This window comes from Alteromonas sp. S005 (genome assembly GCF_036864475.1).
GTDB lineage: Bacteria > Pseudomonadota > Gammaproteobacteria > Enterobacterales > Alteromonadaceae > Alteromonas.
In genome coordinates, this window is the sequence record NZ_JAZETN010000013.1 from 1 (window position 1) to 15258 (window position 15258).

The window sequence follows — 15258 nt, forward strand, 5'->3', positions numbered from 1 at the left end:
GCCTTATTAAAACAACCAGGCGATGAACAGGTTATTTCTTCTGCCCGCTTAAGTCTCCACACAGCACTCTCTAATACGCGAGTCTCACCTCAACGCTAAAGCTTAAAACGCTATCGGAATGAAGCTTTATCAAGCCTAAGGGAAGGTTAAGAAGAGTAGCGTGCGCGTAAGCCTTCGTACACTAAATCGCTAAAATCGGGCTTAGTCAAATCAAGTGCGTCCATGACTTCAACTAAATGCTCGTTGTCTTCGCGGCCTTCCCATACTTTGACGTATGTACCTTCTTTGTAACCGTTATCTTGACGGAAGAAATTAAGAACATTTTTGCCAACATACTGACGATACAACTCGTCAGCCGACATTTCGCATTGCCTCACGATAAACATAAATAGTGGAACGCTGAAGCGCTTAGCGGCGCATAGGCCTGTCATTAATTCTAAATTATCAAGAAGGGACTGATTAGATGCGTCGTAGTCTTTACCATCGAAGGTCACGTGAGTATTGCCACTTGCCAGCTCAGCCGCAATACTTTTGGCAGACTCACTGATATCACCTTTATATTCAATAATGCAGGCGCTCAGCGCAAAATGCCAAATGTCCACGAGCTCCATTTGAAGCTGAGGCAAGTCTTTTTTCTGTGCTTTCCACCATTTCCAGCCGTGATGTTCAATGGCTTCAACAGACTCAACCATAGCTGCACGCAAGTATCCATATCCTGCATTTAGCCAGTCTGGATTTACCTTGGCGTTCATTTTATCTTGAAGAGAAAGCATGGTGGCGAGTTGTTGGGCGGTTAACATTGTTGCTCCTGACCGTGAATGTGTAATGCGTCTTTTAAAGGCGAAATTGTACTTGAATGGCGATGAAGGAGAAACTGCTAAATTTTAGCCAATTATAGTGAACCATCTTCTTTACCAAGTGCTTGCTTGTGGTGCACTTGCACCAGAGTAAAACCATGACTGATTAGTCATATTTTTTAACGCACCCTAAGTTATTGAAATATTTGGATTAAAAACTTGGCATTCTACCTGCAAAACCTAAAGAGTTAACAGTGCTGCCCAGTAGCGCTAACGTGAATGAGTGCCAGGCAACGCTTATTCACGTTGTTACTGAGTAGACCGTAAACCTTACCCATACAGATTTTTCGTGTCCTGAGGTCTGTATGGGTTTTTTTTGTCTAAAAACCGATCTCCTCACTTTTCTCGTACATCCGAAACCTAGCTTTCCCCTATTACTTGTCACTGAGTTAATTGGATACGCTTATTTATATCATTGCCTTAGTCCTTATTTTTATCTTCATAAGACATTTGCTTATCTATTTTTTTGAGAAATAACTTAACTACTTGGCCTAATGCGATACACTTAATTGATAAGGTCGACGATGCGTGCATAGTCTTTATACAGAACCTAATAGCACGTTTTACAAAGGATTTTTCGATTGCTTGCGTTATATCCCTCTAATAAATTAGAACACTTAAGTTTTCTTCTTACCACGCTTTTACGTCAGCAACCCTTGGGGGTATTTACGCCAGAAACCATTCTGGTTGAAAGCCCAGGTATGCAACATTGGGTTAGTATGCAATTAGCCACTGAACATGGCGTGGCGATGAACATTGATTACCCGCTGCCTGTACGCTTTATGTGGAATACAGCGCGCTCTGTATTAGGGCAGGATAAAGTACCTAAGCAATCTCCTTATCGTCGTGAAGTACTGTCTTGGCGCATTGACAATATTCTTCAAGATGACTCACTGATGAACGGTGAAGCTTTTGAGCAAGTAAATAGATATTGGAAAAACGCCGGCAGCGAGCAGGAGCAGGGCCTTCAGCGTCTTCAACTTGCTACTGCGTTAGCTGACGTGTACGAACAATATCTCTTATACCGTCCCGACTGGCTGTTTAAGTGGGAAGCTAATGAACGGGCTGTATTCGATGATATGGAATTATGGCAAAGCGAAATTTGGCGTATTCTTGCCAAAGAAGAGCCGTTGCATCCTGCCCGTTTGCATCAAATGACCCTAGAGGCGTTAGAGGCAGATGACATACCAAATGATCCCGTCGGTCATTTACCCAAGCGCGTTATTGTTTTTGCCATTAACACCATGGCACCGCAACTAATAGCATTTTTTGACGCCCTCGCACAGCATATTGATATTCATATATTCCACCTAAACCCCAGCGTAAATTATTGGGGGGAAGCGAAAAGTAGTATCGAACAAGCCAAGCTATTACGTCTGGAAGGACTTAAAAAATGGATGGAAGAAGACCAGTCCAACCCATTACTTGGCAACTTAGGTAAGCAGGGCAGAGAGCTATTTAATCTTCTTACCGAACTGGACACGTTTGAGATAAGCGCTTTTGATTCGCCAGAATTCGACGAAGTGGTCGACAACGGTGATACAGAGCCTACTCGCGGCCTGCTGGATTATATCCATAACGATATTTTACAAGCCGCTCAACCTGCGCCATTCACTAGCGAACTAAAACAAAATGATGATAGCGTCACTATCATGTGCACTCATTCCGCGCTTCGCGAGGTGCAAGTGTTACACGACCATCTGCTTCATTGGTTGTCTCAAGATAAAACGCGTACCCCGTCAGATATTCTTGTGATGTGCCCGGCTATTGAAAACTATGCGCCATTTGTTGATGCTGTATTTCACAGGGTAGGTACTAAAAGCTTGGCTGGCACCGGGCAGGTTAGACTTCCCTGTACCATTGCAGATAGAAGCCCTATGGACGCAGAGCCTCTTATTGCGGCATTTATGGCGCTTCTGCAGCTACCTGATAGCCGCTTCGGCGTATCGGATATTATGGATTACCTGCAGCTAGATTCTGTACAAAAACGTTTTTCAGTGTCCCAAGACGATATTGAGCAAATGGTGGTGTGGCTGAAACAAGCCCATATCCATTGGGGCCTTAATAGCACCCATAAAACCGCTGTATCAGAGGGCGTTAAACTGGATGAAACGTACAGCTGGTGGTGGGGCATTCGCAGGCTGCTAATGGGGATGTTGGCGCAAGACGCCGAAGTGGTTGTGAGTGACCTACTTACTATTCCAGACGTTGAAGGGCAAAGTGCGCTAACCCTAGGTAAACTTATTGATATTGTGGCAATGCTCGGGGAATTCGCACAAGAGTTAACCGCTCCTAGAACACCTGAACAGTGGTCAAAAGCGTTAATCGACCTTCGCGATGCGTGCTTTATGCCTATAAAAGACCAGCAGCAAAGCTGGGATCTTATTGCTAACGTTGCAGCCGATCTTGCAGCACGATGCGAAGAAGCAGGTTACCAGCATGAATTGTCCTTGCGCCAAGTCCGAGATCTTTTGCTGAATCGATTCTCATCACCAGACGCAGGTAACCACTTCATGACTGGTCAGGTCACCGTGTGTTCAATGTTGCCAATGCGAAGTATACCGTTTAAAAAAGTGTGTATTCTTGGCCTAAACGACAGTGAGTTCCCAAGAAAATCTAGCCCTCTAGGCCTGGACTTAATGGCAGGTGCGAACCGTAGGGTTGGTGATCGTTCGAGGCGTTTAGAAGACAGATATTTGTTCCTTGAAGCCATTATTTCAACGCGGGAAAGCCTGTACTTAAGCTACCAAGGCAACGATGTTACTAATAACAGTGAGCGCCAGCCTAGTCTGGTTCTAGCTGAGTTTATGGACATGCTGGAAAATAGCTACGCTCTGGCTTTGTCGAGCTACCGTGTGCATGCGCCGCTTCACCCCTTTAGTGAAGAGGGATTCGCTGGACAATTGCCAAGCTACGAAACCGGTTGGCTTAGACTGGCCGATGCGCTACAGCATACAAAGTCACAGGCTGATAAGACAGGTGTTGATAGCAACGACTCTAATCATTTAGCGATGCCTGATAAGTCATCCAATGCGCTTTCAACACAAGTACTTCGACTATCAAATAGCCAAATTGCAAGAGCCTTTAAAGACCCTCTTGAGCACTTTGCTATACAAAGGCTAGGTGTAAATTTATCACAGTCATTTACACTGCTGGAAAACAGCGAGCCATTTGAAACCAATGCGTTGCTGCGCTATCAGGTGCTTGATGCCATCTTCTCATCGCCTGAACGCAAGTTATCACAAGAGCACGACTCAATGTCATACGGTGAACAGGTGATCTCTTTTGCGTCACTTCGGGGCGATATTCCCAATAACCCCGTCGCCAGAGATGAAGTTGAAATGTGGAAAGAAGGGGCGTTAGCATTAAGTCAGGCTATGGGGCCCCACGAAGCTGAACCTGTAAAGGCGCAGTTCCAAGGTAAATTCATCACCTTTACCACAACTGCCCTCGTTGGTAGCGACGCGTTAGTAGAGCTTTGTGCCGGTAAAATAGACTCCCACCGCGCGTTAAGCTTTTTCATCTCTCAATTGATCTTTTCAGGCAGTGATGAAGCAACAAGATACAGCAATTATCCATTGGATATTTATTCGTGTTCATGGGAAAAGGGCGAAACTGTATTGAAAAAGCAGCGTTTCCCTTCTTATGACCGACAAACTGCGGTGCGGTTACTCTTGTTTATAGAGCAGCTTTATATGGCTGTTTATACGGCGCCAACGCCAGTGCATTTAAGCTTGTTTGGCTCTTTTATGCCTGGCACAAGAAACTCAGAGACTAAGCCCGTAGTTGAAAGCATAAAACCGGATATGTTTAGCGATATCCTGCTTGCACTACTGCATAATACAGACGTTACTTGTGAAACTGACAAAGCCATTGTTGAGCAAATTCAACAGGTAATTGACGAAGTCTGCCCGTTTGCTGAGAAAGACAGCGACACTACTAGCGTAATAAGTGATAAAAGCGAAAAAGCGAAACTGATAGTTAGTCAGTCTGCCGCACTCTTTGACACGGTTGAACTACAGCGTGCGCTCACCGATTGGCAGCAAAGTAACGGGCAGTACAGTGCGGACATGGCAAACAACCCTTACCTCAACTGGCTATTCCCGCAAGGTGTAAGGTGGAACGATGTTCCGCACTTGAGTGCCTTTGTACTTTTTTCCATGGTCAATAATGCATCTCAGGAGGAGAAATTATGAGCCAGCATTCTGTATCCCCTGAAAGTCCGATAAACAAGCGAAGCAGTACCGAAGCGCAATTGCTTGACGTAGTAGCCATGCCGCTGAAAGGGCGACATCTTATTGAAGCGAGCGCAGGTACAGGTAAAACCTTTAACATTACGCGTTTGTACCTACGCTTGCTGTTAGAAAAAAAGCTTAACGTTAAAGAAATATTGGTGATGACCTTCACTAAAGCCGCCACCGAAGAAATTAAGGGGCGGATTGCGGCCACGCTAAGAGAGGCATTGCTTATTTGGCAGCAAGCTAAAGACAACGGCAACGAGATAGACTCTACCTGCGACCCGGTTTATCAAAGTTTGTTCAATAGCTGCGATCCTGATGAGAGCTTAGCCCTGTTGAAAGCGGCTCAACTGGAACTCGATGAGGCATCGGTGTTCACTATCCATGGTTTCTGTCAGCACGTTATTACACAACTGGCGTTTAACAGTGGCTTTGCTATGTCGCTTAACTTGGGTAACGATACTAGTGATTTATACCTTCAAGCTGCCGAAGATTTCATCCGGAAAATCATAAAAAGCGAGGACGATTTCAGGCTATTGGCAGAGAGTGGTTGGCATACACCAGAAAGTCTGCTGCGTGAATTTAACGTAAGTATAAAAAGTACTCTGACCCCATTGATGCTTACTGAAGACGACATTGAAGCGGCTTTTAATAAGCAACTGGATGACGCGCCAAACACGTCTTTGGCCTATGCGAAATCTTTACTGCAAAGTGTGGAAGAAAACGAAGGGTTAATTGTAGAGCAACTTATTAAAACGCCGGCCCATAAAAAAGAAAGACCCCAAGAATTGGCTGCGCTTAAAGCGTGGTTAGGGTCTTGCGTAAGTGAGCAGCAGTATTATCTCGCACCACCAGAAGCAGAGGCTTTTGTTAAGGGGAATCGATATGCTCGGAATTCTTCAGGCGTAAAAGAGATTTTAACGCCAATTAAGGAGTTTGCTGGGGCGCTTAAAAAAGCCTTTGTCGAGAAAGATAAAGCACTTGGTAAAATACCTGTTTTCAAGTTGGTTATCGAAGCTATTGCTTTTATCAAAGAGCGAGCTGAAAAGCAGAAAAAGCAGCTGGGTGTTATCGACTTTGACGACCTTATTCGCATGTTATCTGATGAGGTTATAAAGCCAAACAATACCCTTGTGCCAGAACTTCGCAAAAAGTTTCCAGTCGCGCTAATCGATGAGTTTCAGGACACTGATGCTAAGCAATACGCTATTCTAGATTCGGTTTATCCTAATTCACCTGACGCTGATGAAAGTGCGCTGCTAATGATAGGCGACCCGAAACAGGCTATTTATCGCTTTCGGGGAGGCGACATTTTTACCTATTTAAAAGCGGGTAGGCAAGCGGATTACCGCTGGGTGATGAACACCAACTGGCGTTCAGTGGAAGGTATGGTAAGGGCCTACAATCGATTATTCTACGGTGCGCCAGTGGCATCGGGCAAACCCACTGATGTATTTGGCTTCGGCATTAATTACAACCCTGTTGAATTTACCCCTAAAGCCGCAGCTGCTAAGGCACCTTTGGTAGACCCCGCTGATCAAAATAATGTAGTGAAACGCAGTGCAATGAATTACGTGAGCATGTGTTTAGAGGAGAAAGAAAACACTAACATTATGCGGCGTAAAATGGCGCAGTGGATTGCGCAAGAAATTTATCGCTTGTTGAATGAAGCGCATTTTAAAGCGGCGGACGGTCACACTACGCCAGTAAAACCTCAAGATATCGCCATTCTGGTCAAAGACAGAACCGAAGCAGGCGCTATCAAAAATGTATTACAGCAAAAAGGGCTGGCCTGTGTTTATTTAAGCGATCGCAGTAATCTATTTGCCAGTGCTGAGGCGAAAGACGTGCTTAGGTTGCTTAATGGCATTTGGCACGCGAACGACACCAGTAAAGTAGCGTCCAGTTTGGCATCTCCGCTTTGGGGCTATAGCGCAAATACCCTTATCGAACTGCTTTATCACGAAGATGATGCTCAGTGGGATGCCGCTATCGATAAAGTACTGTCCCTGCGAGAGATGTGGCTGCAAAAAGGCTGTATGAGCGTACTGCTGTACTTAATGCAAGACAGTTATCAACCCCATGCCGACAGTGTGGAGCGGGCGTTAACCAACTATCAGCATTTAGCGGAAGTACTGGAAAAAGCCAGCACGACACACCAGCGCCCTGAGCAACTACTGGATTGGTTGAATAAGCAAATCCACAAGCCGGAAAGTGACGAAGAGCTAACGCTACGCCTTGAGAGTGATAGTCAGCTTATCCGCCTGATTACTCAGCATGGCTCTAAAGGGCTTGAGTATCCAATAGTTTTTGTACCCTATGCCACGGGCTATAAAGACGCGTCGAAAAATGGAAAGGCGACATCTCAAATTTTTACCTATTACGACGAAGAGAAGCAAGACTTGCAGATGCAGCTGGGGCAAACGCCACAAGCCATCGCTCGGGTTCAACGCGAAAGCGAAGCGGAAGATATGCGCTTGGCTTATGTGGCGGTAACCCGGGCGGCGCACCGCTGCTACATGGGGGTTGTACCGCTTGCCAACAATGAAAAAAGCGCACTGGCACGAGCCTTGGGCGTGAACGGGGATAGCGGCAACAACGATTGGCCAAGTATATTAAGCAGGGTCGCCGCAGAAGATGCGTCTCATGCAAGTCACATCGACGGTGACGAGTTCGAAGAAGTGTATTCAGGCTTTGAGCAAGAAGACGAGCTGCCACAACTTAGCGCGTTGCAATTTACCGGCACGGCGAGCGAAGAGTGGCGACTGTATTCATTTTCTGCGATGAGCCGTTTGACCACGGTGAGTACGAGCCCAAACACATCAGAAGTGGAAACTTCAGGCCAAACACTTCCGAGCGTGCCCGTACTTCAAACCATTCGTGACGAAGAGGTGTACGCGACGGATTCAATTGTTGGGGGAGAAGAGCTGTTAGGCTCAATAAATGCAGATGCTTCTTCTAGCACTACAGCTACAATCAGTAAAGGTGACTTGCGTTTTACTTTAGAGAAAGGTGCGAGCGCAGGTAACTTACTTCACGATATTCTTGAGAACAGTGATTTTAGTGCGCCTGAATGGGAAGAGACTGGCAAAGAACTCGTTAAACGCTTTGGTCTAGACGAAAAGCGCACGCCGCTACTTTACGAGTGGCTGGAGGAAGCTTTACAGACGCCCTTGTATCCTAAAATGCAACTAAGCATGAGTGACTTACCGTTAGCACAAACCTTGCGCGAAGCAGAGTTCTACTTTCCCATGAACGATACGCAATGGGCTCAGCTTCGTGACGTTCTTGCTCGCCACCGCCAATCTGTAGCTGAATCTATTGGCGGTAAGGCCGAGGCCGCGCCTCAGCTAATCACGACGAAATTGCAGGGAATGATGCACGGTTTCATTGACTTGATTTTTGAGCATGATGGTCAGTTTTTTGTGGCGGATTACAAATCAACTTGGCTTGGAGATACGTTAGATAGCTACTTACCCGCTGCGCTGTTTCACAATAATCAGCACCACCTTTACGATCTTCAATACTTAATTTACTGCTTGGCGTTACATCGCTATTTAAAAAATACCCTGCCTGATTACGACCCTGATGTTCATTTCGGCGGTGTGTATTACCTATACTTACGCGGCATGCACCCAGAGAACGAAAGGGGTGAAGGGGTGTTTTATACCGATATTCCTTCGTCTTTGCTCATGCAAATAGATTCAATATTTGAAAGTGGTAGCAATAGTCAGCAAAGCGGCAATTCGAAAAGTGCAGGCACTACTCAACAGCCTTCAGAACAGCAGCAGTTTAGTTTCGATGACAAGTAGTGGCATCAAGGACAATAAAGTTAGGAAAATAATGAACAACAATCCACATTCTGTATCGTCGTTTTTCGATAACTTATTTGGCATCGAAGCTATCGACAAATTTGTTGCAAAAGCGTTTGGCTTTATTGATGAACTCGCACAAGAAGAGAGGTTTATCTGGGCTGGGGTACTGGCGTATTTGTCATACATGCAGCGTAACGGGCATAGCTGTATCTATCTTAAAGAAGTAGCTGGAACGACCCTTTTCAAAGAGACTGACACCGAAGAAGCGGCTGGCTTGTCGGCCCAAGTGCAAGAAAGCGAAAGTGCATCATCTATTCACAATCCCCAAGGGGTCATATATCAACAAGAGCCAGAACAGGCCCTTAAGACAGGTTTAGAACTACCTCAGCTTACTCCTTTACTAAAAATCGTAAAAAGCGCGCTGGGAAATGAACAAGTTGCTCAGTTATTTGTTTATGAAAACGGTAGGCTTTATAGCCGTCGCTATTATGAGTTTGAACAAGAGGTAGCGCGAGACATAGTGAAGCGAGCGGCGCTTACGCCGTTAACAGAAGACGCAAATGATAAAGTAAAGCAACTTTGGCCCGCTATATTCCCCACCGAAACGACAGCTCAACAAGATTGGCAGCAAATTGCTGTTGCTAAAAGTTTAATGCAGGGTTTCTGTGTCATAAATGGTGGGCCTGGAACCGGTAAAACCTATACCGTGTTACGTCTATTACTGGCGCTACAGGCGTGTGACAAAGACCTAAATATTGTATTGGCTGCCCCAACCGGTAAAGCGCAGCAACGTATGACCGAGTCTATCGTTAACAGTATTGAAGGGCTTCGCGGCAAGGTGGAAGATACTGCGCTTGATAACGTGCCTAATGACGCTGTAACACTGCATAGATTGTTAGGATTGCGAGAATACGGTGTATCAACCAAGTACAATCAGCACAATCAATTAGCCGCCGATGTGCTTATTGTCGATGAGGCAAGTATGGTCGACCTAGCGTTAATGACGCGCATTGTTCGCGCATTGCCAGACCACGCACGACTCTATTTTATCGGCGATGCCGACCAGCTTCCAGCTGTTGAGCTTGGCAATGTGTTAGAGCAGCTAGTTAGTAACACAACACGCCTTGACGTAGAAGAGAATGCATCGCCGAGTGACGAAAGTAGCTTACACATTGATAGCGACCCACTTTCATTGGGGGGCGTACCCTCGTTAATGCGCCAGCATATTGCCACGCTGTGCCCTCATCTTCCTATGTTACCTGTTAATGAGCAAGCCAAAAGCTACGTGGCAACACTGCAGGCACCGCAGCGTTTCAAAGGCCAAGTTGCAAAAGTCGCAACGGCCATCCAGAAAGGTGATGCTGATGGAGCGATCGCTGCCATCGCCGAAGGGGGCGATGGAAGTAGTAAAACCGCAAACCTAGCTGCCACCACTAAGTCACGCTTAAAAGAAGGCGTGCATCTATGGTCAGAAGGTGAAGTTGGTAGTCGTGATTTACATGAATTGGCTAAAGAAAGCTTCTTTCCCATTTTTGATGCCAATAGTGCTGACGAGGCGCTTAACCGCTTAAACTATGTCAGGTGGCTCACACCGGTTCGAAAAGGTGCAATGGGAGTAGAGGGCCTAAATAGCTTGGTGTTCGATGCCATCAAGCACAAAATTAAAAAGCGAGAAGGGCACTTCTATCAAGGTCAACCCATTATGATTGTAAAGAATCATCATCCACAGCGGCTATCTAACGGTGAAGTAGGCGTAATCTGGCCTGATAGCACGGGTAAGCTGTATGCATGGTTTTACCAAGACGCCAAAGGTGCAGACCAACAAGCCTCATCAGGTACGGGCGAGAATGCTAATGGCGTACAAAACCAAATGCAAAAACAAGTGTTACGCAGCATATCGTTATCAAGAGTGCCACAGTTTGAAACTGTTTATGCCATGACCATTCATAAATCCCAGGGCTCTGAATTCAACCATGTTGTACTCATACTGCCCAAGCCCGATAGTGAGAAAACCGCCAACCTATTCCATCGGGGGCTAGTGTATACCGGCTTAACCCGAGCCAAAGGTGGTTGTTTGATCATTTCAGACAACACGACATTTAGCCATATGGTTCAGCGAGTAGATAAGCGCTATTCAGGACTGTCAGAAGCAATCAGCCTGCACTTAGAGAGCACACCACACGTCACCCCAGAATTCGAGTAGAAGAAAATGTACTCTGACCCCAAAGTTTTGGGGTCAGAGTACATTTCTGCGTTGTTATTTCACAGGCGTAAACAGACACAGGCCGTTTTTGTTGATGGCAATGGGCGTTTTGCTTATCAAATAAATGCGGGTTGGGGCGGTTACACGCAAAATGCCGCCTTCAGCGTTTAAAAACTGTGAGGGCAAAAGTACAGAAGTGTTATCGTTTTCTGAATTGTTGGTCTCCGCTTTCACTGCAAAGTGTGATAAGCCGCAGTGATCTAGCCAGCCCAATATATTATTCGGTGTCGCAACAAAATGATCGTGCTTTAATAAGCTGCTGTGTAACGTAATGTTCGCACCGAAAACAGGTTTGTTTTCTATAGCCATCTGTCTATTCGGCTTTATATGCAGCCGATATAGCCCATGTGACTCCGGCACAATATTATCATTTGCATCTGTATCATTCACTAGCGTTAACATACAAAGTTTCACGAGGTAATTCTGATGACTTTATTGTGGTGGAGTTACGTTTGCCCTGCGTTGATGTGGATCAAGCAGAAGCAAAGCTAGTCTAAAGCGTTCAAATCTATGCCCACATAAAAGTGTGAATAAGTGATTATTCAAATAGATAGCAGACTCAATGAGACTTACTGAGGTATTATTGGTTTTATTAGCTTTAGTTTGTAAAGACTAAGGTTAGCCTTCGGGTAATAACGAGCAAGCTAGCGCGATTTAGATATCTTATATAAGGAGCAAGTGTTAATGGAATTGAATCAAGTTACACTACCTGTTACCAATATGGCTGAAGCGGTTGAGTTTTACCTTACCCTTGGGTTTACACAAATAGTAGATACACCGCATTATGCAAGATTTACTTGCCCAGAAGGCACCTCTACGTTTTCACTCTCTTTAGAAAGCGAAAGTGTACAAAATCACAGCGTGATTTACTTTGAGCATGAAGCGTTAGACGAGCTATATACATCGCTTGTAGAAAAGGGTATTCATTTTGAGCAACCGCCTACTGAGCAACGCTATCTTTGGAAAGAAGCTGTTTTAAAAGACCCATCAGGCAATAAAATAAAGCTTTATTGGGCGGGAGAAAATAGAGTAAATCCGCCTTGGAAAGTAAACATTAAGCGATAAACATTGAGAGAAGCAGTGACAGAACCTCAAATAAGCGTGCACTTTCGCTTAACAAAGTTAGATGCCATGCAGGCCTATACGCTAAAAAGAGAAATTGAAGGCGCTTATTTTATTAAGCGTGAAGGGAATGTTGATGACCAAAAAGCTGACGTTTTTGTCGGCATGGTGCCTTTAAAAGAAACGCTGTTCGACGAACTCAACGACTATGTTATACGCCAGCAAATTCAGTACGATGACTGTGATATTTTTGTAGAAGCCAAAAATGCTAATGGGGATATCGCCGTACCAAGGGTAGTAAACAAACTGCTGAAGTATATAGACTGTAAGCTTACGTATGCCCTAACTGACTAAGGACTTCCTAAGGAAGAGCGAAGGAAATTGTCACATCAAGCCTTTTCATACACCCTGTTTAAGTGTGAAGCGCCAAGGCAGGCTTGTATCATCCCGTGCGGGATGCGCTTTGCTTTCTTTATCCCTTTTATCGCCTTTTCTATCTTCGTTTTTATCTTCTCTGGCGTAATCTATGCCTATGCGAGGTGCGCTGATAATTTTCTCGGCGGCATTAAATTCGGCGTTGCTTTCAATCCAGATATTATTACTGTTTACCACGGGTTCGCCATTTAGCGCTGGTGTTAAGGCTAAAGCCTGCGAAAGCTTCGCCGGGCCGTCACATAAGTTACGCACCGCAATGTTTGACCCTCGTCGTTCATGTATTATATCTAAGCCCACGGTAGGCTTGATTGCTCGAATAAGCACAGAATCAGCATAGCCCACCTCGTTAGTGACAATATTGAACATGCTATGGTAACCGTAAACCGTGTAGATGTAGGCTATGCCGCCCTCTTTCTTAAGCGTTGTAACAGATGAGGGCCGGCGCAATAAGTGTTTTTGCATGGCAAGATCACGTTCACCGCAATAAGCTTCAGTTTCTGTGATCATTCCTCCGGTAATTGCACCACCGACACTGCTAAAGAGAAAATTGCCAACAAGTGACTTCGCTACGTTGACCACATCACTGTCAGTGAAAAAAGAAAGCTGCATTTCATTCAAAGTAGATTAAGAGCAAAGTTACGACGATTTTTTAATTTCGCTGTGAGATTTTAAAACCTTACTGCCATCATCTTGTTCAATAAGGTAGGCAGGATCACTATCGCTGGCTTCGCGCTTTACAGATGAGCCTTTAATAGTACGTTCAACATCGCTAGTAAATTTCTCTCTTATGTTGCCTGTGGCACTGCCGTTGCCCCATTCCCATTCAACTTCTGTATTTACCGCGTAGTGTTTCATCATCATTCCCTGTAGCGTTAGTTTAACTATTTACACTGAGTTAAACGGGAAAAATAGCCGCTTAGTTCACAAAACAATACAGTGGAAAGAAGAAGGCAAAGGCAGCTCAGGTAATAAGAGCTAAAGCAAAAAGAGCTAAGCAACTTAGCTTGAAACCTCAAGAAAGCGTTTCAAGCTGCTTTTGTTTGGGCACTTGTTTTTGAGTAGCAGAACTACCAGCGGTCGCTATGACCACTAAAGCTACTGCTAGCCACTGAGTCAGCGTAAGGGTTTCATCAATAATGATAAAGGCCGCTACAGCTGCTACGGCAGGCTCTACGCTCATCATTATGCTGAAAGTCTGCTTGGGCATATTACGCATGGCGCTCATTTCTAAAGTGTAGGGAATAGCGGATGAGAAAATACCAACTGCGCAGCCAATGAGCATCGCTTCTGAAGATAGCAACGCACTACCTTGACTTACTATACCAATGGGGACCACACAGATGGCGGCTACTAGCATTCCTAAGGTAACCGTAACACCGCCCGAACCTTCATTGCCTGTTTTGTTACCAAATACAATGTAGCCGGCCCAAAAAGCGCCCGCGGTTAGCGCTAGCATTACGCCGATAGGATCTAGCGCTTTCGATGATGCACCGAAAATATCCGGAAGCAGTAAACAAACGCCAGCAACGGCTAAAATGGCCCACGCAAAATCACGTTTTTTTCTTGCGCTAAAAAAGGCCACCGCTAATGGACCTGTAAATTCAAGAGCAACGCCTATACCTAATGGAATACGCGCAATGGCAAGGTAGAAGATGATATTCATTGCCCCTAAACAGGTGCCATAAATAATGACGTTTCGCCATCCTTTCGCACTTAAGCTTGCTTTCCAAGGTTTGAAGATTATTGTTAACACCAAGGCCGCGAAGAATGCACGCAGGGCGCTTGTACCTTCAGGCCCCACGATAGGAAAGAGTTGTTTGGCAAATGATGCACCCGATTGGATCGTTATCATGGCCAAAAGCACTGCGAGTATGGCAAGTAAAAAACGTTGATTCACAATGTATTTCAGCTTCAAAGAGAAAAAACAGGATTATATTTGTTCCGAAGGCGAATTGCTTGTTGATAATCGGGAAGTACTGAAATATTAAGTTTGATAACAGTTTTGCCTTACCTTTGAGGTGGTGTTAGCTTCACTTTCAGCAATCAATAATTACAATCAACAAGCCAACCCAATTGAGAAAGGCATATAAAAATGGAAATTAGGCATATATCTGAACCTATACACATAAAAGGCTTTTCGGTGCAAACGAACAACGAAGCCGAGTTTTCTCAGCATGGAAAAATTCCTGGGCTATGGCAGCGCTTTGACAACACGATTTCCGTAGATTATGTGAGCGGTGAACGCGTATATGGTGTGTATTTTAACTATGAAAGTGATCATGCTGGAAACTTTTCCGTGCTAGCAGGCTATGATGGTAAGAAAGTGCTAGAAAATGTAATAGTCGAAAGCATCACTATTCCATCGGGGAAGTATCTCGTTTTTACGAAGCAAGGAGAAATGCCGCAAATTGCTATTGATGCTTGGACCGATGTTTGGAAGTACTTTACCCAAGAAAATGCGGAGTATGAAAGAACATTCACGGTAGATTTCGAGCACTATGTAAACGGCAATCACATTGATGTATACATAGCGATAAAGTAATGCTTTTTAGCGAACTTGTAATAATAGGCATAAAGTTAGAAATAGA

The 15258-nt window shown here is 44.9% G+C and carries 11 protein-coding genes; 6 read left to right on the top strand and 5 right to left on the bottom strand.

Going from position 1 to position 15258, the window contains the following annotated elements:
• Positions 1-146 precede the first annotated feature (146 nt).
• Positions 147-800 carry a dUTP diphosphatase gene (locus V7R55_RS14320; protein WP_334059976.1) on the bottom strand — a complete coding sequence of 218 codons (654 nt, stop codon included), beginning with the start codon at positions 798-800 and terminating at the stop codon, positions 147-149.
• Positions 801-1438: 638 nt separating this feature from the next.
• Here V7R55_RS14320 and recC point away from each other — a divergent pair.
• From recC to recD, 3 genes are read left to right on the top strand one after another with little or no spacing between them, the layout of a single operon-like run.
• Positions 1439-5053, top strand: coding sequence for an exodeoxyribonuclease V subunit gamma (recC, locus tag V7R55_RS14325; protein WP_334059977.1), 3615 nt, complete (start codon positions 1439-1441; stop codon positions 5051-5053).
• Entirely contained in the window at positions 5050-8907 is a 3858-nt protein-coding gene (recB, locus tag V7R55_RS14330; RefSeq protein ID WP_334059978.1) for an exodeoxyribonuclease V subunit beta, read from the top strand. The genes recC and recB overlap by 4 nt, the downstream gene beginning before the upstream one ends.
• 31 nt (positions 8908-8938) lie before the next feature.
• Positions 8939-11113, top strand: coding sequence for an exodeoxyribonuclease V subunit alpha (recD, locus tag V7R55_RS14335; protein ID WP_334059979.1), 2175 nt, complete (start codon positions 8939-8941; stop codon positions 11111-11113).
• A gap of 54 nt (positions 11114-11167) precedes the next feature.
• On the opposite strand, the gene V7R55_RS14340 is transcribed toward recD, so the two are convergent.
• Positions 11168-11575 carry a hypothetical protein gene (locus tag V7R55_RS14340; RefSeq protein WP_334059980.1) on the bottom strand — a complete coding sequence of 136 codons (408 nt, stop codon included), beginning with the start codon at positions 11573-11575 and terminating at the stop codon, positions 11168-11170.
• A gap of 282 nt (positions 11576-11857) precedes the next feature.
• Between V7R55_RS14340 and V7R55_RS14345 the strand changes: the two genes are divergently transcribed.
• On the top strand, positions 11858-12238 hold the full coding sequence (locus tag V7R55_RS14345; RefSeq protein WP_334059981.1) for a VOC family protein: 381 nt from the start codon (positions 11858-11860) through the stop codon (positions 12236-12238).
• Between the two features lie 15 nt (positions 12239-12253).
• Entirely contained in the window at positions 12254-12589 is a 336-nt protein-coding gene (locus tag V7R55_RS14350) for a hypothetical protein (protein WP_334059982.1), read from the top strand.
• Between the two features lie 45 nt (positions 12590-12634).
• Here V7R55_RS14350 and V7R55_RS14355 read toward each other — a convergent pair whose 3' ends face one another.
• From V7R55_RS14355 to V7R55_RS14365, 3 genes are all read right to left on the bottom strand, one after another.
• On the bottom strand, positions 12635-13279 hold the full coding sequence (locus V7R55_RS14355; RefSeq protein ID WP_334059983.1) for a DNA-3-methyladenine glycosylase: 645 nt from the start codon (positions 13277-13279) through the stop codon (positions 12635-12637).
• Positions 13280-13306: 27 nt separating this feature from the next.
• Complete coding sequence (locus tag V7R55_RS14360; RefSeq protein ID WP_334059984.1) at positions 13307-13531, bottom strand: DUF2945 domain-containing protein; 225 nt, start codon at positions 13529-13531, stop codon at positions 13307-13309.
• 151 nt (positions 13532-13682) lie between these two features.
• Positions 13683-14567, bottom strand: coding sequence for an EamA family transporter (locus V7R55_RS14365; RefSeq protein ID WP_334059985.1), 885 nt, complete (start codon positions 14565-14567; stop codon positions 13683-13685).
• A gap of 195 nt (positions 14568-14762) precedes the next feature.
• Between V7R55_RS14365 and V7R55_RS14370 the strand changes: the two genes are divergently transcribed.
• A complete protein-coding gene (locus V7R55_RS14370; protein WP_334059986.1) occupies positions 14763-15212 on the top strand; it encodes a GyrI-like domain-containing protein in 450 nt (149 codons plus the stop codon).
• Positions 15213-15258: the final 46 nt, after the last annotated feature.